The following is a 26,738-nucleotide window of genomic DNA, read 5'->3' on the forward strand; positions in this document are numbered from 1 at the left end:
ATAAGAGCCTCCGAAATATCATGCTTCACCTTGCTAACGGTCTGCCGCCGACACTGAGTGGACTGTCAGATTCGGTTTGGCTCTGTGCCCTGACAGTGCCAGTTCTGCTCCTTCAGTATTGCCACACCCTGTGTAGCTGTAAAACAAACCGTGGAAATGATAATTATTTCTATTTATCATTATTTTTTTGAGAGGGGGATAACACTATGAATAACAAGATTTTTGGTGTGGCTTTAATTACTACTTTGTCTGCTGGTTTAGCTTTTAGTACTCATGCAAGTGAAACAATCAGCAAAACCGAGGTAAGAACGTTGGTGGATGAAAACAATAAATTCAAAGTTGTATATGATATTGATGATAAAGGAAAAGTTATAAATATCAGATTTCCTGATGGAGTCGTTGATGCTGATACTAAGCAAAAAATTACCAGGGAAATGGAAAGATGGGCATTCGAAGCTGGCAAACCACAGACCGATGTCCATTCTATGGTGACGTTAAAATTAACCACAACGTCTGCGCATGGCACGCCTCGCGGCGCTTCAGACGGCCTTTTTGTACTGAGCTAAAGTAGTTTTGGCTGTGTTCAAACTCACCTAACCCTTTGTGATACGATGATTGTCTTAGATCGTCACATGGGGCCAGATTTTGAATTCATACATTTTCCTTGCCGGGGCCATTATAGCTGAAGTAATAGGTACAACCCTGATGAAGTTCTCTGACGGATTTACACGCCTATGGCCATCTGTAGCAACCATTGTGTGTTACTGCACTGCTTTTTATCTTCTCTCTCAGACGCTGTCGACCATTCCAACGGGCATTGCGTATGCAATTTGGTCAGGTGCTGGAATCGTATTAATCAGCCTTTTGGGCTGGTTAGTAAGTGGGCAAAAGCTGGATTTCCCGGCGATCGCAGGCATGTTCCTGATTTGCGCTGGGGTTCTGGTTATTAATATTTTTTCAAAGTCTTCCCCACATTAATTCTATTGAAAGAGTGTCGGATATCTGGCGCTGTTAGCAGATCTTATCCCCGTGCGCTAAAAAAGCCCGCTTCAAATGAAGCGGGCTTGCGTATTTTGTGGGTAATTAGAACTGGTAGACTAAACCAACGGCAACGATGTCGTCAGTCGCGATACCATTGCTTTCATAGAAGCTGTCGTCTTCGTCCAGCAGGTTGATTTTGTAATCAACGTAGGTAGACATGTTTTTGTTGAAGTAGTAGGTCATGCCCACATCAACATATTTGACCAGATCTTTGTCGGTGTAGCGTGGGGTGCCATTGCTATGGTGATCCCAGCCGCCTAAATCAACGCCTTTAGACTGCAGGAATGCAACGGACGGGCGCAAACCAAAGTCAAACTGGTATTGTGCAACAACTTCGAAGTTTTGCGTTTTGTTAGCAATACCGCCTTCAACTCCATCCCCTTTACCATATGCGGTCATATTGCGTGTTTCAGCATACATGGCTGCCAGGTACACGTTGTTAGCGTCATATTTTGCACCAACGGTCCAGGCATCCGCAGTTTCACCGCCTGCGTATTTATTGGCGTAGCTATGATCGTTGCGACCTTTAGCAACCTGATTATTAGTACGGTCAGAGCTGGAGTATGCCGCACCGAGGCTTAAACCGAAGTCGAAGTCATAGGAGGTAGACATACCGAAACCGTCGCCATTTTCACGAGACAGTCTACGTCCATCACCATTACCAGTACCTTCGCCTGAACCACCATCTTCGTTATTGCCCTGGTACTGCAGAGCGAAGTTCAGACCATCAACCTCACCGAAGAAACCTTTATTACGGTAGGTGGCAACGCCGTTGGTACGACCGGTCATATACACGTCGGTCTGGGTGTAGGTATCGCCGCCGAATTCCGGCAGCATATCGGTCCAGGCTTCTACGTCGTAGACAACGCCATAGTTACGACCGTAGTCAAAGGTACCGTTCTGACCAAAACCTAAGCCAGCGAAAGCCAGGCGGGTCCATGAATCTGCACCCTCACCTTCGGTGCCGTTGGCCTGGACGTTATATTCCCACTGACCATAGCCAGTCAGCATGTCGTTGATCTGGGTTTCGCCTTTAAAGCCCACACGTACATAGGTCTGATCGCCGTCGCTACCCGCATCGTCAGAGAAATAATGCAGACCATCGACTTTGCCGTACAGATCCAGTTTATTGCCGTTCTTATTATAAATTTCAGCGGCATTCGCTGCGCCTGCAGCTAATAAAGCAGGGAGGAGAAGTGCCAGTACTTTTCTTTTCATTATGTATTCCCTTATGATAATAATTAATATGAATATGTAGTACTATCCGAAAGACTACATTGAAATACTATCTATGAAGTTCATTTAATTTAAAATATAACATGTAACAAATATATTTAAAATATTTCAAATTGTTTCAATTTTGTCTTTTTATAACTATGTGTGTATGTTTTAGATAAAGCTATTAATTTTATAAATTAGTATTTATCAATAACTTATGATTTTTAATTTTCTATTTGCATTGTTTATTTTATTACTGCTGATTATTTGTTGCTCAATTGCGGGTGACCATCGGGAAATATTCTGGCCACAAGCTTATAAATTTCTTGGGGTTATACAAGTGTAAAAATAATAATATATAGATATAAATCGCAGCGCTGGCAGTAGTCTGAAATGGAAATTGTTGTTAAGGGGTTTTCTTTCTGCAAAGAGAGACCGTATGGAACTACAGGACTGGCAGTCAAAATTTGAAGCCTGGCTACGTGATAACCACTCCGGACAGGATGCTGCCCATGATATCTCTCATTTTCGTCGCGTGTGGAAGACCTCGCAAAAGCTAAGTCCAGATGCGAGCGTAGACTGGTTGGTGGTGCTGACGGCGTGCTACTTCCATGATCTTGTTAGCTTACCGAAAAACCATCCGGATCGTCATCGCTCGTCAGTATTGGCGGCGCAGGAAACACGTCGCATGTTGAGGCGCGACTTCCCAGATTTTCCGCAACACAGTATACCGGCCGTGTGCCATGCCATTGAGGCGCACAGTTTCAGCGCGAAGATCGCACCGGAAACCATTGAAGCTAAAATCGTGCAGGATGCTGACAGGCTTGAGGCGTTGGGTGCCATTGGGTTAGCGCGCGTGTTTGCCGTGTCTGGTGCGTTAGGCGTGGCGCTATTTGATGCCGAAGATCCGTTTGCCCGTCAGCGTGGTCTTGACGATAAACAGTACGCGCTCGATCACTTTCAGACTAAATTATTGACGCTGCCGATGACAATGCAAACTGAACAAGGTCGACATTTAGCGCAGCATAATGCTGACTTCTTACTGACGTACATGGCGAAGCTGAGTGCGGAGTTAAAAGGGGAGTATGAAATGCTGGATCTTGACGCGATTCAACCCTTTAAAGCAGGTTAGCCGCCAGTACAGCCGCAACGTCAACCGCGCGATTTTATGTTAATCTGTCGGTTATCCATTTCGGCCGGTTAAAAGTATGCAGGATAATTTTTCAGTAGCAGGCTCCATGAACCCGATGACAGATGATAACAAGGCCGCCGCGCAGGTGATTTTGGCTAAGTTGCTTGAAATATATGACGTGAAAACCCTGGTTGCTCATCTGAATGGTGTTGGCGAGAACCGCTGGAGTCCGGCCATCTTTAAGCGAGTGATGGCGAACGAAACATGGCATCGCCTCAGCGACAATGAGCTTACTCATCTGAATTCCTTGCTGCCGACGCCACCTGCGCATCATCCGCATTATGCCTTTCGATTTATCGATCTGTTTGCCGGCATTGGCGGGATTCGTCGCGGCTTTGAGGCGATTGGTGGGCAGTGCGTGTTTACCAGCGAATGGAACAAGCATGCGGTGCGTACCTACAAAGCGAACAATTATTGCGATCCACTCCAGCATCACTTTAATGAAGATATTCGCGATGTCACGCTGAGTCATCATGATGGGGTGAGCGACCAGCAGGCGGCGGAACATATTCGTCAGCACATTCCAGAACATGATGTGCTGCTGGCGGGATTTCCTTGTCAGCCCTTCTCCCTGGCTGGGGTATCAAAGAAAAATGCGTTAGGGCGGGCCCACGGCTTTGCCTGTGATACACAAGGCACACTCTTTTTTGACGTGGTGCGCATTATCGACGCGCGTCGACCAGCCATATTTGTGCTCGAAAACGTTAAAAACCTGAAAAGTCACGACCAGGGTAAAACGTTTCGTATCATTATGCAGACGCTGGATGAACTGGGTTATGACGTCGCGGATGCGGCGGATAATGGACCAGACGATCCGAAAATTATCGATGGACAACATTTTTTGCCGCAGCATCGCGAACGTATTGTGCTCGTCGGATTTCGACGCGATCTGCAATTGAAATCAGACTTCACGCTGCGCAATATTGTCACTCGCTATCCGCAGCGGCGTACGACGCTGGCGGAGTTGCTTGAGCCGACCGTCGAGGCGAAATATGTGCTGACGCCGGTGTTGTGGAAATATCTCTATCGCTATGCGAAAAAGCACCAGGCGCGGGGCAATGGGTTTGGCTATGGCATGGTATACCCCGATAATCCCGATAGCGTAACCCGCACATTATCGGCACGCTATTATAAAGATGGCGCCGAGATCCTTATCGACCGCGGCTGGGATATGGCGCTGGGTGAAAAGAATTTTGACGATCCGTTGAACCAGCAGCACCGTCCGCGCCGGCTTACACCACGGGAGTGTGCGCGCCTGATGGGATTTGAATCACCGCAGGGCTATCAGTTCAGGATCCCGGTGTCAGATACTCAGGCTTATCGCCAGTTTGGTAATTCGGTGGTCGTTCCGGCATTCGCGGCGGTTGCCAGACTGCTGGAGCCGAAAATCAAACAGGCGGTTGCTATTCGCGAGAAAGAGAACCTGCATGGCAGACGTTCACGATAAAGCAACGCGTAGTAAAAATATGCGGGCGATAGCCACCCGTGATACCGCCATTGAAAAACGCCTTGCCAGCGTACTGACAGAGCAGGGCGTAACGTTTCGCGTGCAGGATGCGACGTTACCTGGTCGCCCCGATTTCGTGGTCGATGATTACCGTTGTGTGATCTTTACCCATGGCTGTTTCTGGCATCATCACAACTGCTACTTGTTTAAAGTCCCCGCAACACGGACGGAATTCTGGCTGGAAAAAATTGGCAAAAATGTCCAGCGTGACGTGCGGGACTGTGAAATGTTGCAGGCGCTGGGCTGGCGTATACTGATTGTCTGGGAATGCGCCCTGCGTGGGCGCGAAAAACTCGGCGATGACGCGTTATCTGAACGTGTTATCGAGTGGATCTGCGGCGGTGGCGCCAGCGCGCAGATCGACACTCTCGGTATTCATTTACTGTAACGTCTTTTCCGACGGGGTCGCAACGGCATCCGCTTTCATGGGGAATAAGTATTTACCCAGGGTGACCAATACTACCGCAAATACGATCACGCCGAGCGCCAGCCATTCGATGAGCGCCAGACTTTCTCCTCCCAGACCGGTACCTAGCAGCACGGCGACAACTGGATTAACGTAGGCATAGCTGGTGGCGAGCGCCGGACTGACGTTGCGGATCAGGTACATATACGCGTTAATGGCAATAATAGAGCCAAACAGGGCCAGGTACGCCACCGCCATAAATCCTGAAAATGTCGGCATAGTGGTCAGTTTTTCCCCGGAGATCAGTGAAGCGCACATCAGCACGACTCCGGCGGCTAACATTTCAATGGCTCCGGCCATCATGCCAACGGGTAACGTTATGCGTGAGCCGTACACCGAGCCAAACGCCCAACTCATCGAACCTATCAGGATTAAAACAGCACCCCAAGGATTACCGCTTAAATTACCGCCGCTGTTCAGCATGATGATACCTGCCAACCCAATGGCTATTCCCATCCACTCCAGCTTACGCGTTTTAATACCAAAAAAGTGGCTAAAGCACAGCGTAAACAGCGGAACGGTAGCAACCACCACGGCGGCGATACCAGAAGGCACATTTTGATGCTCTGCGACGGTGACCAGCCCATTACCCACAGCCAGCAGCAGGATACCAATTAACGCTGCGTTCAGGAGCTGGCGCAGAGGCGGCAGTTTATGCCCGCGAATTAGTAAGAATGCGGTTAACAAAATGCCCGCGGAGAGAAAACGCACGCCAGCCATCATCAACGGCGGCCAGCTTTCAACGCCAATGCGAATAACGAAGTAGGTGGAACCCCAAATGATGTACAGCGCGAAAAGCGCACTGAAAAGCGGTAGCAATTGCCTGAAACGCATAATCCCTCACGGTAGAAATAAAAAGGTGCAACATAGTAAACGTCAAAACTATCGTGCTGGCGAGATTTATAATTGCATGCCATTGTTAAATATTTGTTGACCAGAAAGGCCAGTTTCCGCATGGCGTGTTTTACTTCATACTTAATACTGCAAAAAAATAATATTGAGGGTTAACATTTTGGCAGGAAGTAGCTTACTGACCTTACTCGATGATATCGCAACCTTATTGGACGATATCTCGGTCATGGGAAAACTGGCCGCGAAAAAAACCGCGGGCGTCTTGGGAGATGACTTATCGCTTAACGCGCAACAGGTGTCGGGCGTGCGGGCAAACCGCGAACTCCCGGCGGTCTGGAGCGTGGCTAAAGGGTCGTTTGTTAACAAAGTTATTCTTGTGCCGTTGGCGCTATTGATTAGCGCCTTCATTCCCTGGGCGATCACCCCCTTATTAATGGTAGGCGGGGCGTTTCTCTGTTTTGAAGGGGTGGAAAAAGTTCTTCACACCCTGGAAGCGCGTAAACACAAAGAGACCCCGGAAGAACGCCAGCAGCGTCTGGCATCTCTGGCGGCGCAGGATCCACTGACCTTTGAGAAAGATAAAATCAAAGGAGCGATACGTACCGACTTCATTTTATCTGCTGAGATTGTCGCGATCACCCTCGGCATTGTGGCGGATGCGCCGTTGTTGAATCAGGTGCTGGTGTTATCAGGCATCGCGTTAGTGGTGACCGTGGGCGTGTATGGCCTGGTGGGGATTATCGTTAAGCTTGATGATATCGGCTACTGGCTGGCAGAAAAGCGCAGCATGCTTGCTCAATCTCTGGGTAAAGGACTGCTGGTTGTTGCTCCCTGGCTGATGAAAACACTTTCGATGGTTGGCACGCTGGCGATGTTTTTAGTGGGGGGCGGGATTGTTGTACATGGAATATCACCGCTGCATCATGCGATAGAACATTTTGCCCAGCAGCAAAGCTCATTGATTGCGCTAATGCTTCCAACCCTGCTTAATCTGGTGCTCGGCTTTATTATTGGTGGAATAGTCGTTCTGCTGGTAAAAACCGTTGCCAGACTGCGTGGAGTTTCGCACTAATTGTCGTCGGATTAATTACGCAAAAAGCCTCTTTGTCGTCTAAGGTGTAAAGGTTTCTCTTGATACAGGAGGCAGGTATGGTCTTTTCTGTCAGTGAGGAAGTCACCTCGAAAGAGGGTGGCCCACGCATGATCGTTACCGGGTATGCCAGCGGAATGGTGGAGTGTCGCTGGTACGACGGGTTTGGCGTTAAACGGGAAGCATTCCGTGAAGATGAACTGGTGCCCGGCGAGCAAAGATCGCTCTGCCAGGACGCCTGACATTGAGCATGATCGTAACCCGGCGAGCTCTCAACCATTAGTTATATTTATCATTTTGGTGAGAATTATTTACTTGTCAGGCAAAAAAATTGCAGATAAGGTTTGTTTCACATCAGATTTCCTGGTGTAACGAATTTTCAAGTGCTTCTTGCATAAGCAAGCTTGATCCCGGCCCGATGAGGGCCGGGATTTTTTTCGCCCTCAGTCAGCGATTGATTTCCGACACGCTAAAATCATGGATATCAAGCTCGAACGCGTCGGCCAGTTCATGCCATGTATGGAAATCACGCCCGTCGATGCTGACGCGTTCCGGATCGTCCTGACTGCGATGAATTTCACTCTCGCAGATTTCGTTGATTGCCTTCAGCAGAGCGTCTACATCGACGCTCACTTCACGTTTGGCCGTATCGCTGTACTCTTTCGCGGTTTTCATCCTCATACCTCTCAACCGTTAAGGATACCGGGGGAGCGCATCAAAACCTCAGATGCGCACCACTTAAGTATAGACCGTCGAGAAAACCCGCAATCGCATGCGCCGGACGCTGCCACATAAAGGAATTTGTTCTACACTGGCACAAAGCCACAGGAGGAAAACGATGAAGGTGAATGATCGGGTTACAGTCAAAACGGACGGCGGTCCACGTCGGCCGGGCGTGGTACTGGCAATCGAAGAGTTTAGTGAAGGCACCATGTACCTGGTTTCGCTGGAAGACTACCCGCTCGGTATCTGGTTCTTTAATGAATCAGGTCATCAGGATGGTATCTTTGTGGAAAAAATAGAGTGAGGTGAGTTCTTCTGCTTGATGCTGACTGGTGGTTCCGCCACCAGTCAGAACGTCTTAGCGCGTATTTACAAAGATACCATTGGTGACGTTATCCGTGAGTCGAACCACGTGATAGATAACTTGCTTATTATGCGTCTTAATCTTTCGTTTTATATTTCCCTTATGGGATGAGACGGTCTTGGCCTTGATATTCATTTGGTCTGAGATCTGTATTGTTCCCTGTCCCTCCATCCACATGCGTAGCATGCTGGATTCGGTACGGCTTAATGACAACGTCGGCAGATTAACATCGATAGCAATATTCACTTCCTTTTTCAGAATATCGCCAAGAAGTTCATCCAGTGAATCAGGCTTAATTGATTTAGAACTGATCAATAAATTTTTTCTGACTAAAAGATACTCATCAAAATGCACATTGGCAATTGCCATAAATACAATAAATAATGTGCTGGGATGCTGATTAATGATTTGCTTGATTTGCTGACTGTTAGCTGGATCGTGGATAAAACAGTCCTCATTAATAAATACCACAGCGGGTTGCAGAGAAACACAGGCGAGACTGAGTTCACCAACGCTGGAAATATTGTTGATTTCCCTTTTTTTCACCCCCCGACTGACCAGATATCCGGTCAACCCTAGCCGGGTGTAACTGCATAAATCCATAATAATCGTTGACATGGCATACCCTCACTCAATGCGTAACGATAATTCCCCTTACCTGATTATTGCATCACAACTAAACGGAATAATAACGACCCAAGATGACGCTTTCGCTGTTTTCAGGCGAATTTACTATCCCGTAAAGTTGCGTATAATTTGCCAGGAAACATCTTAAAGTAAAGTAAATGTTGCGTTATGTGAGTGAGGCAAAAACAAATAAACCGCGACAGCGATATCCTGGTGGATGTTGTCGGTTTTTAAATTTAGGACAATCCTTAGTAAAACAGGATAAAAATTAAGGGTTATTATTTTCCGGGCATTTCGGTGACGATATCCGCCAACAAATTAAAAATTTCGCTGAACAAGCGCTCGCAGAATGGCGCAATTAATGGCATCAGCGCCGCCATTAATGAAATACCCACGGTCAGGGTGAGAGGAAAGCCAATGACAAAAATCGACAGCTGTGGCGCCATGCGGTTTAACAAACCAAGCGCAAGGTTCAGCGTCAGCAGCAGCGTCATAACCGGTAGGGCCAGCATGAGTCCGTTGAGGAAAATCAGGCTACCCGCCCGTGCCAGCGCGAGAAATGCATTGCTGTTAACCGGATTGCCGCCAATGGGCAAAGTATGAAACGTATCCACCAGTAGCGAAATCAGCCACAGATGGCCATTAAAGGTAAGGAATAACAGCATGGCGAGCATGTCGATCAGTCGTGCCAGGACCGGCATATTCAGGCGGCTGCCCGGGTCAAAAAATGTCGCAAAGGAAAGCCCCATTTGCAGGCCAATCAGTTCCCCGGCGGTACGCACGGCGGCAAATGCAAACTGCATGGTGAAGCCTAAGGCGATGCCGATCAAAATTTGTTGCATGGCCTGCCACAACGCACCGATGGAAAAGATGGGGACGTCTGCAGGGGGAATCGATGGGGCGATAACGATGGTTATCATCAATCCCAGCCCCAGTTTTACCCGCTTGGGGATGGCGCGTTCGCTGAGAATGGGGGCCGTGGAGATGAGCGCCAGAATGCGCAGCAACGGCCAGAAGTAAAGATTTAGCCACTGCATCCACTCAACGCTGGTCACCTGCAACATAACGTTGTCTACCCGATGATATACGGTAAATTGCTGAACAGCGTACGCACATAGTCGAGCAGCAGGTTAAGCATCCACGGGCCGGCAACAATGATGGCAATAAACACCGCAACAATTTTGGGAATGAAGGACAGCGTCATTTCGTTAATCTGGGTCGCCGCCTGCAAAATGCTGATGATAAGACCTGTGACGAGGGCCACCAACAGCAAAGGTGCAGCAAGGGCCAGAGCGACCTTCATCGCTTCTGTCCCCATCATCATGACCGATTCAGGTGTCATTTCGCGCCTCTAACTGTAAAAGCTTTGTGCCAGCGAGCCGACAAGCAACTGCCAACCGTCCACCAACACAAACAGCATCAGCTTAAACGGTAACGCGATCGTGGCGGGCGGCACCATCATCATCCCGAGCGCCATCAGCACGCTGGCGATAACCAGATCGATAATCAGAAACGGGATAAAAATGGTAAAGCCTATCTGGAAGGCGGTTTTCAATTCACTGGTGACATAAGCCGGAAGCAAAATTCGCATCGGTACGGCTTCGGGCCCCTGTAAGGGACCGCTGTTTGCCAGACGGGCGAACAGCGCCAGATCGGCTTCACGGGTTTGGCGCAACATAAACTCGCGCAACGGTTGGGCGCCTTTCTCCATGGCTTCCTGCATGGAGATCTTCTCTTCGCTGAACGGCTGGTACGCGTCAACGTAGATTTTATCGATTACTGGCGACATGATGAAAAAAGTCAAAAATAGCGCCAGGCCCAGTAGCACCTGGTTGGGGGGCGCAGATGGCGTTCCCAACGCATTTCGCAACAAACCGAAAACGATGATGATGCGGGTGAAGCTGGTCATCATCAATAAAATGGCAGGCAGGAACGTCAGTGAGGTGATAAACACCAGCGTCTGTACAGGCAATGACCAGCTTTGTCCGCCGCCTGGCAGCGGTTGACTGACCAGACCCGGCAGTTGGGCGAGGGCGACTGGACTGAAAAGCCATAAGCCTGCCAGCGTGATGGAAAACAAACGGCGCATCAGGATCTCCCGGGACGCTTGAGCAAACTCTTCATCATGGCCTGGAAATCCGCAGGGGAGGCCGGTTTTTCTTCTGCATCGGCAGGTGCCGGGGGCAGGGTGTGCAATATGTTAATTTGCGAGGCCGTGACGCCCAGCACCAGGCGCGCATCTTCAACCTCAACAATCACCACGCGCTCACGTGGGCCCAGTGAGGTACTTGCCGCAACCTTCAGCCCTCGCGTACCGTTGCTTTTGGGGGCAAAGCCCAGGCGTTTAATGACCCAGGCTGCCGCCAGGATCAACACGATGATCCCAAGCAGCGCACCGCTTACCTGCACCAGTGGTGAGCCGGGGACGGCGGCTGGCTGAGAAACTGTTGCCTGGGTGTTCATGATTAACGGCTCAGACGACGCATACGTTCTGATGGAGTGATAATGTCGGTGATACGCACGCCGTATTTATCCGCGACCACCACCACTTCACCCTGGGCGATCAGATAACCGTTGATCAGGATATCCAGCGGTTCGCCCGCCAGACCATCCAGCGCGACAACGGAACCCTGCGTCAGACGCAGCAGCTCTTTGATGGTCATGCGGGTACGGCCCAGTTCAACGGTCAGTTTGACCGGAATGTCCATGATCAGGTCGATGTCCTGCAAAGCACCACTGACGTCGCCGCCGCCTAACTGCTGGAATACCGCATCGGCCGCACTTTTGGTGGTCGTGGTTTTTTGCTCGTTTAACGCGTCAGCCCACAGATCGTCCAATGCGCCAGTGTTCTCATCGGACGGATTATTCATATCACTCATTTGGGCTGTTCCTCATTCAGCGAATTCAAAATCGGGTTTATCAGATGTTCTACGCGTAACGCATACTGACCGTTCACGGTGCCATACTGGCTGGTCAGTACAGGCACGCCGTCCACATGAGCAATAATGCGGTCAGGTTTTTCAATCGGCAGTACATCGCCGGGTTTCAGCTTTAAAATCTGGGAAAGCCGCAGCGGAATGTCGGCAAAGTTTGCCACCAGCTCCAGCTCAGAATGCTGAACCTGACGCACCAGATTATTGCGCCAGTTCTGATCTTCATTACGTGAGTTTTCCAGCGGTGGATTCACCAGCAGCTCGCGCAATGGTTCAATCATGCTGAATGGCAGACAAATGTTAAATTCACCGGTCAGGTTGCCAATTTCAACGTGGAACGGGGTGTTCACCACAATGTCGTTAGGCGAGGTGGTGATATTGGTAAATTTCACCTGCATCTCGGAACGAACGTATTCCACTTCCAGCGGATTGATGGCCTTCCACGCGTCGCTGTAGCTTTCAAGCGCCAGCTTCAGCATGCGGTTGATCACGCGCTGTTCAGTATGCGTAAATTCGCGACCTTCCACTTTCGTCGGAAAGCGTCCATCGCCGCCGAACAGGTTATCAACAGCGATAAATACCAGACTTGGTGAGAACACCACCAGACCCGTACCGCGCAGCGGCTTGAGGTGGATTAAGTTCAGGTTGGTCGGCACCGGTAAGTTACGCGCAAATTCGTGATACGGCTGGATACGAATCGCCCCCACGGTAATATCCGGGCTACGGCGCAACAGGTTAAATAATCCCATACGGAACTGGCGCGCGAAGCGTTCGTTAATGATCTCCAGCGCCTGTAAACGCTCACGCACCACGCGGCGTTGGGTGTTGGGATCATAAGGACGAATATCGCTCTCTTTTGCGATACCGGTAATGGGTTCGTCTTTGGTTTCGCTATCGCCATTCAGCAATGCGTCGATTTCAGCCTGAGAAAGAATACTGTCGCCCATGTCTTTACCGCAGAATAAAAGCTGTATAAAGAACGTCGGTGACAACCTGTTTTGGCTGCCCGACAACGAGCGGAGTCGCGAGCGTCTCTTTGATGGCGGTAATCAGCTGTTGTTTACCTTCCTCGGTGGCGAGCGTAGCCGCATTTTGACGAGAAAACAGCAGCAGCAAGCGGCTGCGTACTTCCGGCAAATATTCATTCAGACGCGCACGTGTCGCCTCGTCTTTCATGCGCAACGTGATACCGATATACAGCACGCGGTCCGCATCGCCCAGATTGACGGTAAAGGTATCCAGCGCAAAGAATACCGGGGCAGGCGGTGGAGCCGGTTCCGCTTTGACGCTGGCGGACGGCTGCTGCTGCATGCGCCAGTAGCTATATCCCGCAGTTGCGCAGGCGGCGAGGGTAATTAATACCAGCAGAGGGATCCAAATAGCGCGTTTACTTTTTTTGTTAATCGCGGAGTCAGTCATCAGATACGGGCTTCCTGTTTCGGTACAGCTTATGGGCTGATTATCCCGTGTCCTGTCCACGACAAAGCGTGGAAAAGACGCGGATAATCATGCTACCTCTGGCGTTAGGCGAAGATGTCTACTGCGCCATCACCGCGGGCAGCGGCTTGCAGTGAGGCTGGCGTTGCCAGGATGGTGTCATCTTCAGCGGCAAAAATATCTTGTCCCTGAGCACGACCCGCCTGCTGTTGCTGCCCGGAAGACTGCTGTTGTCCGGCAAAGCTCTCACTGCTGATGTTGCTTTGTCCCAACTGGATCCCACTGTCAGCCAACTGCGTACGCAGCATCGGTAACGCGGCTTCCAGCGCGGCGCGCACGTGACTGTGTGGTGATACCATTTGCAGCTGTGCGAGGTTGTCATCCAGCTTAATGGAAATGTGCACCTGACCCAGATCCTGTGGATGCAGGCGCAGCTCTGCGCTCTGCTGGCCCTGACGCGTGAATAGTGTGACGTGCTGACTCAATGATTGCTGCCATTCCTGACTACCCAACGGAGCGCTTAGCACCGGCGCGGCGGTGGGTAACGGCTGAGCATGTGTCTGTGGGCCACTTAACGGAGCAGCCGTCACGCCAATGCTGGTCGGCGAGGGGGCGCTGTCAATTTCTGCTCTGGTCGCCGCCGCTGCCGTCAGGGGGGTTAGCGGCGGATTGTTTGTCTGATCCAGGCTGCTGCCAGGAGAGGCAATATCCGCTTTACCTTTTTTGGCGTCACCGGGCAGCAGCTCGGCCGCGTTATCGGGGATAGCGCCGTGTGCCGTGCCTCGAGACAACACCGAAAGCGTGGCATCAACGGGGGCAGGGGGGCTGTCGACGGCAGGCGTAGCCAGTGGTTGTCCCGGCAGCATGGCGAACAGCGCACTCAGGTTGGCGAGATCGTCATCGCTGAGCGTGGTGTTTTTTTCATCCTGCGGAGCAACTTTGCCCAGTGTTGTCAGGGCATTCACTTTCAGCGACGGCGTCAGCGCTGACAACAGTTGCTGCGCGTCTGTCATGTCGGCAAGAGAAGCATCGGTTTGCATCTCTTTTTGCGCCAGCAGATCGGTTAACTTGACCGCCTGGGTGACATCACCATTTTTTTGCAGCAACCCTTTTTGCAGTTTACTGCCCGCCGCCTGCAAGTCGGCAAGCGTCAATGGCGCGCCTTTACCCTGCGCGTCGTCCGCACCTAATGCGCCAGCCAGCAGCGCTAAAAAATCCTCGGGTGAATCTACCGCTTTGCCTGACTGAAGACCTGCGGCTACGTCGGTGTCGGTGGTAATCAGTTGGGGTAAAGTAATCATTCGGGTTTCCTCATAGCTGCACGCTGAGCAAATTCATCCATTTTTTTCTGATCCAGACGGTTTTCGGCGAGTAACGCCGCCGAGGTTTGTCTGTCCTGCAGAGTCTGCCACGCCTGCAACCGTTGTTTTTTATCGCGCCAACTGTTCAGCGCCTGGTCCACTTTCTGTGTCCATTGATTGAGCTGCTGGCGATGTTGCTCAATCGCTTTTTCCAGGGTCTGAATAAACTGCTGATAGTTAATCCAGCGATTACTGGTAATACCCTGACCCATATCGTTATTCAGATTGTTACGGTACTCATGCTGATAATCGATCAGCATTTTCAACTGTTCTTCCGCCTGCTGACAGCCACGACGCATCTCTCCCAATAAGACAGCGGCGTCTTCTACCTCTTTCTCAGCCAGGTCTTTCAGCGTTGCTAATGCACCATGTTGTGCCATGACCTATGCTCTCCTGCTCAATCACACACCAGGGAAAATCAGTTCTAAAGCGTGCAGGGAATCTTCCCAGTCAGCCCGTTCAAAAATGCCTTGCTGTAAAAATGCTTCCAGTTGTGGCCATAAGGCGATGGCTTTATCCAACATCGGATCGCTGCCTTTGGCATACGCCCCCACGCTGACCAGGTCGCGGTTACGCTGGAAGCTGGATAGCAACTGTTTAAAATTACGCACCCGCGCATAGTGCTGTTCACTAATGAGCGCAGTCATGGCGCGGCTGATCGAGGCTTCTATATCGATGGCCGGGTAATGACCAGCCTCGGCCAGATGGCGGGACAGCACAATGTGGCCGTCCAGAATTGCGCGTGCCGAATCGGCAATCGGGTCCTGCTGATCGTCACCCTCGGTCAGGACGGTGTAAAACGCGGTAACTGAACCGCCGCCGTGAATACCGTTTCCGGCACGTTCCACCAGCGCCGGTAATTTGGCGAATACTGACGGTGGATAGCCTTTGGTTGCTGGCGGCTCGCCGATCGCCAGCGCGATCTCACGTTGCGCCATCGCATAGCGGGTGAGGGAATCCATAATCAGCAATACGTGCTGTCCACGATCGCGGAAATCTTCGGCGATGCGCGTGGCGTAGGCCGCGCCTTGCATACGTAACAGCGGTGAAACGTCTGCCGGAGCGGCAATCACCACCGAGCGTGCGCGACCGTCAGCGCCGAGAATATTTTCAATAAAATCTTTAACTTCGCGGCCACGTTCGCCAATCAGCCCGACGACGATGACATCTGCCTGGGTATAACGCGCCATCATGCCAAGCAGGACGCTTTTACCGACGCCCGAACCCGCGAAAAGTCCCATACGCTGACCGCGCCCGACGGTTAACAACGCGTTAATGGGGCGCACGCCGGTATCCAGTACGTGTTCAATAGGTGTACGCTGCAGCGGGTTAAACGGCGGCGTCATCAGCGCCCCGGTTTCGGTGGTGTCCGGCGCGGGCAGACCGTCGAGCGGTTTGCCGCTGCCGTCGAGCACCCGGCCCAGCAGAGCAGGACCCAGCGGTAATTGTTTCCCGCTTTGCAGACCTTCTCCGGCAATATTCTTCGCGTACACGCGCGCGCCGGGTAGAACGCCTTCGACCTCCTCGAGCGGCATCAGAAACAGTCGCTGACCGTTAAAGCCCACGACTTCACTTTCAACTTCCTGAGTTTCGTTGCCGTCCTGGCGTTCAATGACGCAGGTGGCGCCCAGCGGCAGCTGTAATCCGGTGGCTTCCAGCACCAGTCCGGTGGCGCGGGTCAGACGCCCGTAGCGACGCACCGCAGGCAGCAGCGACATTTTCTCTTCGAAGTTGTCCAGCGTATTGAGCCAGCGAGTCAGACGAGTGGTCATTACACGACTCCTGGCGCGGCCAGACGGCAGAGCTCTTGCCAGCGTGTAGCGACGCTGGCATCCAGATCGCCTTCGTCGGCAGAGACTTTACAGCCGCCGTGATGCAACGTGGGATCGCCGCGCAGCCGCCAGCCGTGCAGACTGAGGGTCGCACCGAGCATCTCTTCCACCCGCTGGAGATCGTCCGGATGTACGCGCAGCTGCGGTTTACCGCTGAACAGCGGTTCCTGCTGTAACAGCTGTTGAATTTGTTTAATCAGCGCCGCGTTATCCACGACAGGCGTCTGACCTATCACCTGACGCGCCGCCTCCAGCGCCATTTGCATCAGGCGCGAGGCGATAACGCTGTCCAGTGCGTCCAGCGTATTCTGAAATTCGCTCACCAGTTGCTGCATACGGGCAGTGATTGGCGCATGCTGTGCGCGCGCCTGGTTCTGGCCTTGCTCCAGGCCCTGATTCAGTCCTTCCTGATAGCCTTGTTCGTGGCCTTTTTGTCGACCTTCCGCCAGACCGGCGTTATAACCTTGCTCATGGGCCTGCATTTGCAACTGCGCGAGCTGCTGCTCAAGCTGTTGCTCTGCAGAGAGTTCCGGCTCGGCGGTCTCTTCTGACAGCGGTGTTTCACTGTGGTCGGCCAGCACGAACTCCGCCATCGGTGGGGCGAGATCGTCCGGGGTCCAGACTTTCCACGGCAGTTCGTTAGACATAGGTATCCTCGCCGCTGCCGATCACCATCTCGCCGGTTTCCGCCAGACGACGCACAATAAGCAGAATCGCTTTCTGTTCGTTTTCTACCTGCGACAAACGCACCGGACCACGGTTGGCGAGGTCGTCGCGTAGAATATCGGCAGCACGTTGCGACATGTTGCGCAGGAACTTCTCGCGTAGCGGCTGTTCGGCGCCTTTCAGGGCAATCAGCAGCGATTCGGAATCCACTTCCTGCAGCAGACGCTGGATACTGCGATCGTCGACGTCCACCAGGTTTTCGAACAGGAACATCTCGTCGATAATTTTCTGCGCCAGTTCGCCGTCGAATTCGCGCACGGCGGTAATAACGGCTTCTTCCTGCTGGGTTTTCATCAGGTTGATGATTTCCGCCGCCGTTCTCACGCCGCCCATTTTGCTGCGCTTGAGGTTCTGGCCGTCGAGCAGGCCATTCAATACTTCGGTTAATTCCGCCAGCGCGGCAGGCTGTACGCCGCCGAAAGTGGCGATACGCAGCATGACGTCGTGACGTAAACGTTCGTCGAACAGCGCCAGAATATCGGCAGCCTGGCCCCGTTTGAGGTGCACCAGAATGGTGGCGATAATCTGTGGATGTTCGTCGCGGATAAGATCGGCGGCGCTTTGCGGCTCCATAAAGTTGAGCGTTTCAATGCCGCTGGTGGTATCGCGGGTTTCCAGAATATCTTCCAGCAGGCTGGACGCGCGTTCTTCACCCAGCGCTTTCACCAGCACCGAGCGCAGATATTCGTTAGCGTTAATGTTTAGCGCGGCAAATTGTTCGGCTTCTTGTTCAAACTCCGCCAGCACTTCCGTCAACTGTTTGTTGGAGATCTGGCGTACGTTGGCCATCGCCGTACTGAGCGCCTGAACTTCGCGCGTGGAAAGGTGCTTAAACACCTCCGCCGCGCGATCTTCGCCAATGGTCATCAGCAGGATGACGCTTTTATCGGTACCGGTAAGGGCATTACTCATGATCGTTACTCATCCACTGACGAATGACCAGCGCCACGACGCGCGGATCGTTATCTGACATTTCACGAATACGCTGGCTCATGACTTCTGCGCCCAGGCGCTGGTTCGTGCGACGTTGCTGGGTCTGTTCGTCTTTGCTGAGGCGAACTTCTACCGCTTCTTCGGTTTCCTGACGGATTCGCGTTTGTTCTTGTGCGGCTTTGGCTTCCTCGCTGCGACGGACCAATTGCGGGCGAACGGCTTTGCGCCACAGGAGCCAGGCGACCAGCAGAACCAGCAACCAACGACCTGCGGACATTAACTGATCAATAAAGAACGGCTGTTTCCAGAACGGAAGCTCACCCATGGAATCGTCGGTCGCTGTGAACGGAGAGTTCACCACGTTCAGGGTATCGCCACGTTTGTCGGAGAAACCCATCGCCTCGCGGGTCAGATCTTCAATCTGTTTCATCTGTTCGGCAGTTAACGGCAGCGGTTTGCCGTCTGGCAGCGTTTTATAGTTGACCACGACGGCAACTGAGAGACGCTGCACATCGCCAACGTTCATTTTGGTGTGGCGAATGGTACGGTCGACTTCATAGTTGCTGGTTTCATTGCGCTGCGTACTGCGCGGACCGGCATTGTTACTGTTATTCGTTGTCTGCGTGGTTTGCGCATTTTGCTGATTCGCCGGGGGATTGGCGATTGGCGCGGTATTAGCCGGCGCTGGCTGATTAGACAATGCTCCCGGTACACCGCCAGGCGCTCCGCTACCAATTTGCTCACTGACGTTTAACTGGCGCGAGCGCAGCACGGCCTGGGACTCATCACCGTTTGGACGGTATTGCTCTTCGGTTTGCTCTTTATTGGCAAAATCCAGTTGCGCGGTGACTTGTGCATGGACATTACCGTTGCCGACAATTGGCGACAGGATCGATTCGATCCGGCGCTGCACGCGGCTTTCGACGTCGCTGGCGTATTTCAACTGCGCATCGTTGAGATCGCGGCTGCTGGTGTTCGACTGGGTTAACAGATGACCCGCCTGGTCGACCAGCGTCACGTTGCCCGGCGGTAAGCCTGCAACAGCGCTGGAGACCAAATGCGTGACCGCGCTGATTTGACCTTCATCCAGCGCTCGACCCGGTTCCAGATTAACGGTGACGGAGGCCGAAGGCGCTTTTTGCTCACGTACAAACAGCGAAGGTTTAGGCATCGCCAGATGCACGCGGGCACGTTTTACCGGGCCCAGGGTTTCAATAGTGCGGGCTAATTCACCTTCCAGCGCGCGCTGGTAGTTGACCTGCTCACTAAACTGGCTGATACCAAACTTTTCCTGATCCAGCAGCTCAAAGCCAACGGCTCCACCTTTCGGTAGGCCTTGCTGCGCCAGACGCAAGCGCAGCTCGTGGACTTTATCGGCCGGAACTTCAATAGCGCCGCTTCCCTCAGTAAAACGATAGGGAACGTTCATCTGCGTCAGTTGGGTGACAATCGCGCCACCATCCTGATCGGAAAGATTGCTGAACAAGGTGCGGTAGTCGGGCGCTTTGGCCCATAGAACCATCGCCACGACGATAGCGACGGCAGCGGCTCCTGCAACAATCAGAGGAATTCTGGGATTCGCGCGCAGGCGATTTAACCACTCGAGAGGTTTAAGCTGGGTTGCAGTCGATGCTGTCGCACTCATCTCGCACCTCGTGGCTTATCGTGGACGGCGTTTTTTGCAAAGTGGAACAAGACTCACTCCCGGGTCAGCAAACTCGAAAAATTGACGGTCTCATTATTTGCGGTTTCGAATTTTTCTATGGGTTAAAAACCGTGGTTTTTTATCGTTATTTAACGCCTTTATCTTATTGACTAACTGGTAATCTCAGCTATGTGAAAATTCATCCAGGGGATCAGAATGTCGGCAATACAGGGGATTGAAGGGGTCATCAGCCAGTTACAAACCACGGCGATGTCAGCAAAAATGCAGGATATGCAGCCACAACCGACCGTGAGTTTTGCCGGTCAGTTGCATGCGGCGTTAGACAGAATCAGCGATGTGCAGACCGCGTCCCGTGTCCAGGCTGAGAAATTTACCCTCGGTGAACCGGGTATTGCGCTGAATGATGTGATGACCGATATGCAAAAAGCGTCGGTGTCGATGCAGATGGGGATTCAGGTACGTAATAAACTGGTATCGGCGTATCAGGAAGTGATGTCCATGCAGGTGTAGGGACAACGTGCAGATAATGTCGGCCGGATGAGCGCAGCGCCATCCGGCAAACAGTTACTTCTGAATCAAATAGCGAATCGTTGGGCCATCCTGCTGAATATCCAGCACCGTATAGCCGTGATTGCGCGCATCCAGTGGAATATTATTGATTGACTGCGGGCAGTCGCTCACCACTTCCAGAATTTCCCCTTTCTTCAATTGCGGCATCGCTTCCAGCGTGGCAACTGCCGGGTACGGACATGGTTCGCCGACCATATCCAGGCGATAATCAGGCACGATATTTTTCATACAGACTCCTTGGCAGGCGTCAGCCCTGCACGGCGGAAGAAACGTTTTTCCCAGCCAATGATGAGCATCAGCGCGGTAAATAACAGCAGATAGGTCACCAGCAAGCCACCGAGCGGACCAAAGGTGTTGAGCAGATTCACTTTGTCCCAGTTGGTGGCAAGCGCGGGAGCAAAATCATCCCAGTAGTAGGCCAGAATGGTCGAGCCAATTACATTGCCCAGACCAACCCACCAGTAATGTACCTGACCTTCAACGGCGCGGTACATCCAGCCGGTTTCACACCCGCCCGCTAAAACAATACCGAAGCCAAACAACAAGCCGCCGATCACTGCATTCGGACCCGCCCACATAATCTTCGGCTCGACGCCTAACTGCACATAACTAAAAATACCGATGGCGCTGACCGCCATCCCGAAGATGATCGCTTTTGCCATATGGGTGCGACCGGAAATCCACAGGTCGCGGAAGGCAGAGGTGAAGCAGATCTGCGCCCGTTCAATCAGCAGACCAAACCCGACGCCAAACAGCATCGCCAGACCGAGCTTGGGTTTATCCATTGCGGTGAGTAGCGCCCAGCCGATCATGGCGATAAACACCAGCATGCCGAGGCGAAAACGGCGACGCGCCTGATCCGGTTTTTGCGTCAGCGGGGAAGCGGCGGAGACTTTCTGCATTTTGACCGGAATACGGAATATCGGCAGCAGGGTAAAACGTGCGCCAAACCACGAGCCAATGGCTGTTGCCAGCGCAAAAAACCAGGCGTGTAGCGAGAACTGTGGAATGCCGGTGAAGAACGCGGCCAGGTTACACCCCATCGCCAGACGGGCGCCGAATCCGGCAATAATCCCGCCGACTATCGCCTGCATGATGCGTATCCGACTGCGCGGCATGCGAAGTTTGACGTTGTTGGCCCAGAGTGCGGCAGCAAAACAGCCGCCGAACATACCGAGGATCATCATACCGTCGATGCGGGTCAGGGGGGAGCCTTCAAGATGGATCAGCTTGTAGTAACCCCACTCTTCGGCGTGAACGCCAAATAATTGCAGGATTTGACCACCCCAACGGGTGAATTCACCGGTCACGGCCCAGAAGGTTCCCGTAATGCCGAAATAGTAAGTAGAGAGAATACCCGCTGCGATGACCGCAGGGGCAGGGGCCCAAAATTTAATTAACCAGGCCTGTTTGAAGTGTTGCCATGACATGCGTTTTGCCTCTGAACTCAGAAGGTATGTAACAAGAAGTGTGGATACTACACCGATCAGAATTTTTGACTATGAGTAATAAGAGGTAACACCGTCTGGATCAATCTTTCTCAATGCCACCGAAAGGCTGGCGGCATCAGGCCTTTAATGCCACAATCCCATTTTCTTCGCATGCAGGATGAATGATGAAAAAATTAGCAATCGTTGGGGTATTTCTGGCGTTGAGCGGATGCGCCGAAGTAGAGAATTATAACGACGTGGTGAAAACGCCCGCGCCAGCCGGTCTGGAAGGTTACTGGCAGTCAAAAGGACCGCAACGTAGCCTGGTCAGCCCGGAAGCCATTGCCAGCCTGGTAGTGACGAAAGAGGGTGACACGCTGGATTGTCGCCAGTGGCAGCGGGTCATTGCCCTGCCGGGGAAACTGACGATGATTTCCGGCGATCTCACCAACGTGACGGTGAAACGTGAGCTGTATGAGATTGAGCGCGAAGGCAATACGCTGGAGTATGATGGCATGACGCTGCAACGAGTGGATCGCCCGACGCAGGAGTGCGCTGACGCGTTAACGAAAACGCCGCTGGCCACACCGCTGCCATAAGCAGCACGCCCCGGTAGCCAGTAGCCACCGGGGTTGAGTATTACAACACGTCTTCAATCACCCACACGCTGACGCTACCGCCGTTGCAGAAAAACGTCGCTTCCCCGTTTTCATCGGTCACCACGCTTTCTTCGCGATTTCCCAAATAATCGCGCCAGGTTTTATTACCGTAATTCGCCCCCAGATTGATGGTTTTTTCCCCGTCATCGCCGTTAGACAGCACCACCACACAGCCGGGATCTTCGTCCGTTCCGCTGCGGCTAAAAGCGATACAGTTAGGATGATCGAAAAAGAGCGTCTGTACGCCGTGGGCGAAGCGCTGGCGGGCGAGGATCAGTTCGGCAAGCTGTTCGATAATTGGCATGTCGATAGGATAGGTTTCGCCATCGCCGCCGGTGTCTTCGTAATGCGCTCCGTAGAGGTCAGGATAAAACACCGACGGTACGCCGTTTTCCCGCAGCAGGATCAACGCATAGGCCAGCGGCTTAAACCACGCCTCGACAGGGGCTTCCAGCGCCTGCAATGGCTGGGTGTCATGATTGGCAACCAGCGTGACGGCATGAAACGGATCGGCCTCGACTAACGTGTCGGTGAAAATCTGGCTCATGTCGTAATCGCGGCCCTGACGGGAGGCCTCGTGGAATTTCATCTGCAAAGGGGCGTCGAACAGCATGGTTTTCCCCTCCACCTGGTTAATGTAGGTTTGCAGCTTGTCGACCTCGTGGGACCAGTATTCCGCGACAATAAACAATGGCTTGGGGGCGACTTCCTGTACGTGTTCAATCCACTCTTTATAAAACCATGCCGGAATATGTTTCACCGCATCTAAACGAAAGCCGTCGCACTGGGTTTGCTCCATCACCCAGCGCGCCCAGTATTTGATCTCCTCGGTCACGGCGTGATTACGAAAATCGATGTTTTCGCCCATCAGATAATCAAAATTACCCAGTTCATCGTCCACCTGATCGTTCCAGCCTTCACCGGTGTAATCGTTAACGATTTTGAAAATGCCGTCTTCGGTGGGGTTCTCGATATGGTCAATGCCGCTGAAGCATTTAAAATCCCAAATGAATTGTGAATACTGGCCTGCGCGGGCGGGGAAGGTATAGCGCGTCCAGGCCTCACATTCGATGATTTCATCCTCTATTTGCGTGCGATCGTCGGCGTTAACCCGCTGGACGCGAATCTTTTCTTTCTCATCTGCGCCCATTTTGTGGTTAACCACCACGTCGAGCAGTACGGCGATGTCGTTGTGTTTCAGCGCGTCAATTGCCGCCAGCAGCTGGTTTTTATCGCCATATTTGGTGGGGATGGTTCCCCTCTGGTCAAACTCGCCCAGGTCAAACAGATCGTACGAGTCGTAGCCAACGGAATAACCGCCGGATGCGCCTTTATAGGCGGGGGGCAGCCACACCATATTGATGCCGATATCATTGAGTCCGCCTGCGCGTTCGGCAAGCTCGGGCCAGAGTTGCCCCCCATCGGGGTAATACCAGTGAAAATACTGCAATAACGTGGGATTTTTCATCTTCCGTGCTCCAGAAGTCGTTTGGCCGACCTCTGGAGTATGGAAGATTATTCAGATTTAACAGAAAATTATTGCGGGGCGGTGGGGGCGTCGGGTACTAACAGCATGCCGGAAAGACGGCCATAGGCGTTATTGAGCGTCTTCTGGCGCGTCGACTGGCCGATAAGATTGCTGAGTTCATCCAGCCGCTGTTGTAACAGTGTTTTCAGTAACTGTTCGTTATCCAGCGTCTGTTTAATATACCCGGCCACTAAGTCCTGAATACTTCGTGTAATGCCTGGTGGAGTTTGCTCTTCCATGACCACTTCAATACTTTGCAGATAGGTAACTTCCTGTTCCAGTAAAAGGTCCCATTCACCCCGCTGCGCCAGTTCCAGCAGCGAGTGACTGAGTAGCGCGATGCGCTGCCAACGGTTGATAAACTCCACGGCTGAGGTCATTAACGAGACTCCTGGGACGACGCTTTCGGTGAGATCTGTTTCCAGGCTTCCGCAATGTTGCCGAGCAACCCTTCGACTTCTTCAATAGCCTGACAATCATTACGCAAGTTGGCTTGCAGTAAACGGCGAATCATATAGTCATAGAGCGCAGACAGGTTGGTGGCGATTTCACCGCCATTTTCCTGATCCAGACCTGCTTTCAGACCATTGTCGATAATATTAATGGCTTTACTTAACGCCTCGCCTTTGGCGACGATATCGCCCTGTTGCATAAACAGGCGAGAGCGCACCAGGGCGCTGTTCGCACCATCAAACAACATTTCGATCAACTGATGCGGATTGGCGCTCATCACGCCACTCTCTATGCTGACCTGTGCATAGGCTTTGGTACCGCTCGCGGTATACATGCTTACCTCGTGTTATCAGGATTTATTCATTGCCGTAAATTGTTGGCTCAGATAGTTGCTGGTGTTGTTGAGCTTGCTCATCATGGTATCTAACTGCGTAAACTGCGCCGTGTAACGTGCAACTGTGTCATCAATGCTGGCGCTGACCGATAGATACTGTTTGGTCAGTTTTTTCAGCGTTGAATTAATACTGTCTTGTGCGCTGTCGATAATACCGTCATCAGCCAGGTAGCTTTTTACTTCGGTAGCAATTTTGGTGGTGATACCGGTTTCTTTACCGTCGCCAACCAGCAGTTCACGTACGGAGGCTGTATTTTCGTTCAGGACTTTTTTCAGCTTATCATCGTCAATTTTCAGCTTGCCGGTTGCGCCGTCCTGCTTAATACCAATTTCATTTAATGTTTTAAAAGCGCCATCACTGGCACCGTTGGCAAATTGTGCACGAATTCCACTTTGAATCGTACGAACGACACTGTCACCAAGCAGCGCTCCGTTGTTTTTATCTTGCGCTTCAGCACCCGGATCAACTTCTTTATATTTGGTCAGCGTATTAAAGGTGTCGATAAGGGAATTATATGAATCGACCCAGCCTTTAATGGCTTCGGTTGCTTTGTCGTTATTCTTGGTCACCGTGACCCGAACGTCAGTGACTTTTTTGGTCAGGTCGAGCACTACACCTTGAGGGGCATCGGTAATTTTATTACTGGAACGCTCAATAGGAATACCATTCATGGTCAATTGCGCATTTTGCGCATTAACCAGTTCTTTCATATTCCCGGTCCCGGTTTCGCTGTCATACGCCAGCAGGTCATTTAGCTTGCTGTCTCCCTCAACGGAGATAGTCATTTTATTGGCTTCGCCTTCACTGGCAGTCAGTACCAATTGATAGTCGCCATCTTTGACCTTAACGATGCTGGCTGAAATACCGCTATCGGCATCGTTTATTGCTTTGCTGATCTCATCCAGTGAGGTCTGATCTTTATTAAGCTTAATTTCCAGTGGCTCTTTACGGCCTTCCTGCGTAATTTTTATGGTGCGTGTTTCTGCTGAACTGTCACCCAGCGCGTCTTTTGTTGACGCAATCTTAGTCGCTGAATTGGTTCTTAAAGATTGCGCTTGTGCCAGTTGGGTGACGCTAATGGTATAGATACCCGGTGCCGCCCCCGCTTCGGTGGTCACTTTCAGATCTTCGCTGCTGCTGGTAACTGTTGTGCTTTTGAACAGATCGGCTTTATTTAACGCTGTGTTCGCAGTCTGAAATTTTTCCAGTGCACTTTTTAATGTGCCGTAGGCGGTCAGACGCGCGGTATTATCGCTTTGTTGTTGAGTTATTGGGTTTAAGCGTTTTTTTTCCGCGATAGTCAGGTTGTTCAGCAATGTATCCAGCGGCAGATTTGACCCGACGCCAAGAGAAGTAAATGAAGCCATGCCTAATTCCTTTTGATTGCAAACAGTAGTTAAGCGGGTTATCGGCAATCTGCGCGCAAAGTTTAATGATAGTTTTGTAAAAATAATGCGCAGAATAGTGGGGCATATTGCGGGTATTTCTGGGGCTAAGAAAAAAGAGGGTGGAAAGAAAAAATTTTCTAAAGTTCGAATTTAAGGTGCCGATACATGGGTTACGGTGAGAAACCGTGGGCAACAGCCCAATAACATCAAGTTGTAATTGATAAGGAAAAGATCATGGCACAAGTCATCAATACAAACAGCCTGTCGCTGTTGACCCAGAACAACCTGAACAAATCTCAGTCTTCTCTGAGCTCCGCTATCGAGCGTCTGTCTTCCGGTCTGCGTAT

At 51.8% G+C, this 26,738-nt stretch carries 34 protein-coding genes; 11 read left to right on the plus strand and 23 right to left on the minus strand.

All coding sequences use genetic code 11. The features are described from left to right. Positions 1-206: 206 nt before the first annotated feature. Together FDX04_RS16640 and FDX04_RS16645 are read left to right on the plus strand one after the other, a co-directional pair. Entirely contained in the window at positions 207-566 is a 360-nt protein-coding gene (locus FDX04_RS16640; RefSeq protein ID WP_137360882.1) for a hypothetical protein, read from the plus strand. A 79-nt stretch (positions 567-645) separates the two neighbouring features. Then, positions 646-978, plus strand: a complete 333-nt coding sequence (locus tag FDX04_RS16645; RefSeq protein ID WP_064507035.1) for an EmrE family multidrug efflux SMR transporter — start codon at positions 646-648, stop codon at positions 976-978. Between the two features lie 105 nt (positions 979-1,083). On the opposite strand, the gene ompC is transcribed toward FDX04_RS16645, so the two are convergent. Next, positions 1,084-2,259, minus strand: a complete 1,176-nt coding sequence (gene ompC, locus FDX04_RS16650; protein ID WP_137360883.1) for a porin OmpC — start codon at positions 2,257-2,259, stop codon at positions 1,084-1,086. Positions 2,260-2,698: 439 nt separating this feature from the next. Between ompC and FDX04_RS16655 the strand changes: the two genes are divergently transcribed. The 3 genes from FDX04_RS16655 (at position 2,699) to FDX04_RS16665 (ending at position 5,346) form a co-directional block, all read left to right on the plus strand. Then, complete coding sequence (locus tag FDX04_RS16655) at positions 2,699-3,391, plus strand: phosphohydrolase (protein WP_137360884.1); 693 nt, start codon at positions 2,699-2,701, stop codon at positions 3,389-3,391. 76 nt (positions 3,392-3,467) lie between these two features. After that, entirely contained in the window at positions 3,468-4,898 is a 1,431-nt protein-coding gene (locus FDX04_RS16660) for a DNA cytosine methyltransferase (protein WP_137360885.1), read from the plus strand. After that, a complete protein-coding gene (locus tag FDX04_RS16665; protein ID WP_061382611.1) occupies positions 4,879-5,346 on the plus strand; it encodes a very short patch repair endonuclease in 468 nt (155 codons plus the stop codon). The genes FDX04_RS16660 and FDX04_RS16665 overlap by 20 nt, the downstream gene beginning before the upstream one ends. Here the strand turns inward: FDX04_RS16665 and yedA are convergent. Beyond that, entirely contained in the window at positions 5,338-6,258 is a 921-nt protein-coding gene (yedA, locus tag FDX04_RS16670) for a drug/metabolite exporter YedA (protein ID WP_137360886.1), read from the minus strand. The two genes, FDX04_RS16665 and yedA, sit on opposite strands and share 9 nt — an antisense overlap. Before the next feature lie 175 nt (positions 6,259-6,433). Between yedA and FDX04_RS16675 the strand changes: the two genes are divergently transcribed. After that, complete coding sequence (locus FDX04_RS16675) at positions 6,434-7,348, plus strand: DUF808 domain-containing protein (RefSeq protein WP_170975170.1); 915 nt, start codon at positions 6,434-6,436, stop codon at positions 7,346-7,348. A gap of 77 nt (positions 7,349-7,425) precedes the next feature. Further along, positions 7,426-7,608 (plus strand): YodC family protein, encoded by a 183-nt coding sequence (locus FDX04_RS16680; RefSeq protein WP_042307663.1) that lies wholly within the window; start codon positions 7,426-7,428, stop codon positions 7,606-7,608. Between the two features lie 205 nt (positions 7,609-7,813). Here the strand turns inward: FDX04_RS16680 and yodD are convergent, their stop codons facing one another. Then, the gene (yodD, locus tag FDX04_RS16690) at positions 7,814-8,041 is read right to left on the minus strand and encodes a YodD family peroxide/acid resistance protein (protein ID WP_042307665.1); all 228 of its coding nucleotides are present in this window, start codon (positions 8,039-8,041) and stop codon (positions 7,814-7,816) included. 163 nt (positions 8,042-8,204) lie between these two features. Between yodD and dsrB the strand changes: the two genes are divergently transcribed. Continuing rightward, on the plus strand, positions 8,205-8,393 hold the full coding sequence (dsrB, locus tag FDX04_RS16695) for a protein DsrB (protein ID WP_038641589.1): 189 nt from the start codon (positions 8,205-8,207) through the stop codon (positions 8,391-8,393). 54 nt (positions 8,394-8,447) lie between these two features. Here dsrB and rcsA read toward each other — a convergent pair whose 3' ends face one another. The 14 genes from rcsA to fliF form a co-directional block, all read right to left on the minus strand. Next, on the minus strand, positions 8,448-9,071 hold the full coding sequence (gene rcsA, locus FDX04_RS16700; RefSeq protein ID WP_137349992.1) for a transcriptional regulator RcsA: 624 nt from the start codon (positions 9,069-9,071) through the stop codon (positions 8,448-8,450). A gap of 287 nt (positions 9,072-9,358) precedes the next feature. Then, positions 9,359-10,144: a flagellar biosynthetic protein FliR gene (gene fliR, locus FDX04_RS16705; protein ID WP_137371258.1), complete on the minus strand. Its 786-nt coding sequence runs from the start codon at positions 10,142-10,144 to the stop codon at positions 9,359-9,361. 8 nt (positions 10,145-10,152) lie between these two features. Further along, positions 10,153-10,422, minus strand: a complete 270-nt coding sequence (gene fliQ / locus FDX04_RS16710) for a flagellar biosynthesis protein FliQ (RefSeq protein WP_032939600.1) — start codon at positions 10,420-10,422, stop codon at positions 10,153-10,155. Between the two features lie 9 nt (positions 10,423-10,431). Next, the gene (gene fliP, locus FDX04_RS16715) at positions 10,432-11,169 is read right to left on the minus strand and encodes a flagellar type III secretion system pore protein FliP (RefSeq protein WP_038641584.1); all 738 of its coding nucleotides are present in this window, start codon (positions 11,167-11,169) and stop codon (positions 10,432-10,434) included. Beyond that, complete coding sequence (gene fliO, locus FDX04_RS16720; RefSeq protein WP_094301050.1) at positions 11,169-11,546, minus strand: flagellar biosynthetic protein FliO; 378 nt, start codon at positions 11,544-11,546, stop codon at positions 11,169-11,171. The genes fliP and fliO overlap by 1 nt, the downstream gene beginning before the upstream one ends. Then, positions 11,546-11,959 carry a flagellar motor switch protein FliN gene (gene fliN, locus FDX04_RS16725; protein WP_005127761.1) on the minus strand — a complete coding sequence of 138 codons (414 nt, stop codon included), beginning with the start codon at positions 11,957-11,959 and terminating at the stop codon, positions 11,546-11,548. Before fliN ends, fliO begins: the two co-directional genes overlap by 1 nt. After that, a complete protein-coding gene (gene fliM / locus FDX04_RS16730) occupies positions 11,956-12,960 on the minus strand; it encodes a flagellar motor switch protein FliM (protein WP_038641580.1) in 1,005 nt (334 codons plus the stop codon). The genes fliN and fliM overlap by 4 nt, the downstream gene beginning before the upstream one ends. A gap of 4 nt (positions 12,961-12,964) precedes the next feature. Further along, on the minus strand, positions 12,965-13,432 hold the full coding sequence (fliL, locus tag FDX04_RS16735) for a flagellar basal body-associated protein FliL (RefSeq protein WP_038641578.1): 468 nt from the start codon (positions 13,430-13,432) through the stop codon (positions 12,965-12,967). A gap of 104 nt (positions 13,433-13,536) precedes the next feature. Further along, the gene (fliK, locus tag FDX04_RS16740; RefSeq protein WP_042307674.1) at positions 13,537-14,751 is read right to left on the minus strand and encodes a flagellar hook length control protein FliK; all 1,215 of its coding nucleotides are present in this window, start codon (positions 14,749-14,751) and stop codon (positions 13,537-13,539) included. Further along, positions 14,748-15,191: a flagellar export protein FliJ gene (gene fliJ / locus FDX04_RS16745; protein ID WP_038641574.1), complete on the minus strand. Its 444-nt coding sequence runs from the start codon at positions 15,189-15,191 to the stop codon at positions 14,748-14,750. Before fliJ ends, fliK begins: the two co-directional genes overlap by 4 nt. Positions 15,192-15,212: 21 nt before the next feature. Then, complete coding sequence (fliI, locus tag FDX04_RS16750; RefSeq protein ID WP_042307679.1) at positions 15,213-16,583, minus strand: flagellar protein export ATPase FliI; 1,371 nt, start codon at positions 16,581-16,583, stop codon at positions 15,213-15,215. Then, on the minus strand, positions 16,583-17,290 hold the full coding sequence (gene fliH, locus FDX04_RS16755; RefSeq protein WP_061382616.1) for a flagellar assembly protein FliH: 708 nt from the start codon (positions 17,288-17,290) through the stop codon (positions 16,583-16,585). Before fliH ends, fliI begins: the two co-directional genes overlap by 1 nt. After that, positions 17,283-18,281: a flagellar motor switch protein FliG gene (gene fliG, locus FDX04_RS16760; protein WP_003030443.1), complete on the minus strand. Its 999-nt coding sequence runs from the start codon at positions 18,279-18,281 to the stop codon at positions 17,283-17,285. The genes fliH and fliG overlap by 8 nt, the downstream gene beginning before the upstream one ends. Further along, positions 18,274-19,947 (minus strand): flagellar basal-body MS-ring/collar protein FliF, encoded by a 1,674-nt coding sequence (gene fliF, locus FDX04_RS16765; protein ID WP_137371259.1) that lies wholly within the window; start codon positions 19,945-19,947, stop codon positions 18,274-18,276. Before fliF ends, fliG begins: the two co-directional genes overlap by 8 nt. 216 nt (positions 19,948-20,163) lie before the next feature. Between fliF and fliE the strand changes: the two genes are divergently transcribed. After that, on the plus strand, positions 20,164-20,478 hold the full coding sequence (gene fliE / locus FDX04_RS16770; RefSeq protein WP_016153486.1) for a flagellar hook-basal body complex protein FliE: 315 nt from the start codon (positions 20,164-20,166) through the stop codon (positions 20,476-20,478). A gap of 54 nt (positions 20,479-20,532) precedes the next feature. On the opposite strand, the gene yedF is transcribed toward fliE, so the two are convergent. Both yedF and yedE read right to left on the minus strand, forming a co-directional pair. Then, a complete protein-coding gene (yedF, locus tag FDX04_RS16775) occupies positions 20,533-20,766 on the minus strand; it encodes a sulfurtransferase-like selenium metabolism protein YedF (protein ID WP_000790504.1) in 234 nt (77 codons plus the stop codon). Next, positions 20,763-21,989, minus strand: coding sequence for a selenium metabolism membrane protein YedE/FdhT (yedE, locus tag FDX04_RS16780; protein WP_371415444.1), 1,227 nt, complete (start codon positions 21,987-21,989; stop codon positions 20,763-20,765). The genes yedF and yedE overlap by 4 nt, the downstream gene beginning before the upstream one ends. A 164-nt stretch (positions 21,990-22,153) precedes the next feature. Between yedE and yedD the strand changes: the two genes are divergently transcribed. Continuing rightward, the gene (gene yedD / locus FDX04_RS16785; RefSeq protein WP_042307689.1) at positions 22,154-22,567 is read left to right on the plus strand and encodes a lipoprotein YedD; all 414 of its coding nucleotides are present in this window, start codon (positions 22,154-22,156) and stop codon (positions 22,565-22,567) included. Positions 22,568-22,607: 40 nt separating this feature from the next. Here yedD and amyA read toward each other — a convergent pair whose 3' ends face one another. From amyA to fliD, 4 genes are all read right to left on the minus strand, one after another. Further along, positions 22,608-24,095 carry an alpha-amylase gene (gene amyA / locus FDX04_RS16790; RefSeq protein WP_137360891.1) on the minus strand — a complete coding sequence of 496 codons (1,488 nt, stop codon included), beginning with the start codon at positions 24,093-24,095 and terminating at the stop codon, positions 22,608-22,610. A 68-nt stretch (positions 24,096-24,163) separates the two neighbouring features. After that, positions 24,164-24,535 carry a flagella biosynthesis regulatory protein FliT gene (gene fliT / locus FDX04_RS16795; protein ID WP_003030458.1) on the minus strand — a complete coding sequence of 124 codons (372 nt, stop codon included), beginning with the start codon at positions 24,533-24,535 and terminating at the stop codon, positions 24,164-24,166. Then, the gene (gene fliS, locus FDX04_RS16800) at positions 24,535-24,942 is read right to left on the minus strand and encodes a flagellar export chaperone FliS (protein ID WP_137371260.1); all 408 of its coding nucleotides are present in this window, start codon (positions 24,940-24,942) and stop codon (positions 24,535-24,537) included. The genes fliT and fliS overlap by 1 nt, the downstream gene beginning before the upstream one ends. Before the next feature lie 15 nt (positions 24,943-24,957). Then, entirely contained in the window at positions 24,958-26,370 is a 1,413-nt protein-coding gene (gene fliD / locus FDX04_RS16805) for a flagellar filament capping protein FliD (RefSeq protein ID WP_061382621.1), read from the minus strand. Positions 26,371-26,625: 255 nt separating this feature from the next. Here fliD and FDX04_RS16810 point away from each other — a divergent pair. Beyond that, positions 26,626-26,738, plus strand: a 113-nt coding sequence (locus FDX04_RS16810; protein ID WP_137371144.1) for a hypothetical protein, incomplete at its 3' end; no start/stop codon positions are given.

Source organism: Citrobacter sp. wls615, from assembly GCF_005281355.1.
Classification (GTDB): Bacteria; Pseudomonadota; Gammaproteobacteria; order Enterobacterales; family Enterobacteriaceae; genus Citrobacter; species Citrobacter werkmanii.